The organism is Streptomyces sp. D2-8 (genome assembly GCF_023184515.1).
Lineage (GTDB): Bacteria > Actinomycetota > Actinomycetes > Streptomycetales > Streptomycetaceae > Streptomyces.
Map to the genome: position 1 here is coordinate 1 of NZ_JAAHBP010000071.1, position 1,121 is coordinate 1,121.

1 pseudogene is annotated in these 1,121 nt (G+C 69.3%); it reads right to left on the minus strand.

The features are described 5' to 3' along the window. Positions 1–1,121 (minus strand): annotated as a pseudogene (locus G3I77_RS40565) (alpha-1,4-glucan--maltose-1-phosphate maltosyltransferase); the annotation flags it as partial.

Below are 1,121 nucleotides of genomic sequence, written 5' to 3' on the forward strand. Positions count from 1 at the left end.
CGTTCGGCCGCTGCCCAGTCGCGGTGCCTGAGCTGGTACTTCTCCGAGTCCAGGTACTCCTCGCCGCCCTCCTTCAGCGGGGTGTTCTCACACAGCTCGTAGCCGGAGTAGATGCCCCACGTCGGGGAGAGGGTCGCCGCGAGCACGGCCCGGACCTCGAAGGCGGGCCGGCCGCCGTGCTGGAGGTAGGCGTGCAGGATGTCGGGGGTGTTGGCGAAGAAGTTCGGCCGCATGTAGGAGGCGGCCTCCCCCGACAGTTCCGTCAGGTACTCGGTCAGCTCCTGCTTGGTGTTGCGCCAGGTGAAGTACGTGTAGGACTGCTGGAAGCCGATCTGGGCCAGGGTGTGCATCATCGCCGGGCGGGTGAACGCCTCGGCCAGGAAGATCACATCGGGGTCGGTGCCGTTGACCTCCCCGATGACCCGCTCCCAGAACACCACCGGCTTGGTGTGCGGATTGTCCACCCGGAAGATCCGCACCCCGGCGTCCATCCAGTGCCGCAGCACCCGCACCGTCTCGGCGACCAGGCCGTCCATGTCGGCGTCGAAGGCGATGGGGTAGATGTCCTGGTACTTCTTCGGCGGGTTCTCCGCGTAGGCGATGGTGCCGTCGGGACGGTGGTGGAACCACTCCGGGTGCTTGTGCACCCAGGGATGGTCCGGGGAGCACTGCAACGCGAAGTCCAGCGCCACCTCCATACCCAGCTCCCGGGCCTGCCGAACGAACCAGGTGAAGTCCTCCAGCGTGCCCAGGGCGGGGTGGACGGCGTCGTGCCCGCCCTCGGGGGAGCCGATCGCCCAGGGCACACCGACGTCGTCGGGGCCGGGGGAGAGGGTGTTGTTCCTGCCCTTGCGGAAGGTCGTGCCGATCGGATGGATCGGCGGCAGGTAGACCACGTCGAAGCCCATCGCGGCGATCGCCGGCAGCCTGCGGGCCGCGGTGCGGAACGTGCCGTGGGGCTGCTGCGGGGTGCCCTCCGAACGCGGGAAGAACTCGTACCACGAGCCGTACAGCGCCCGCTCCCGCTCCACGAGCAGCGGCAGGGGCTCACTGCTGGTGACCAGGTCCCGCAGCGGATGCCGCTCCAGGACCTCGTCCACCTCCGGCGTCAGCGCCGCCGC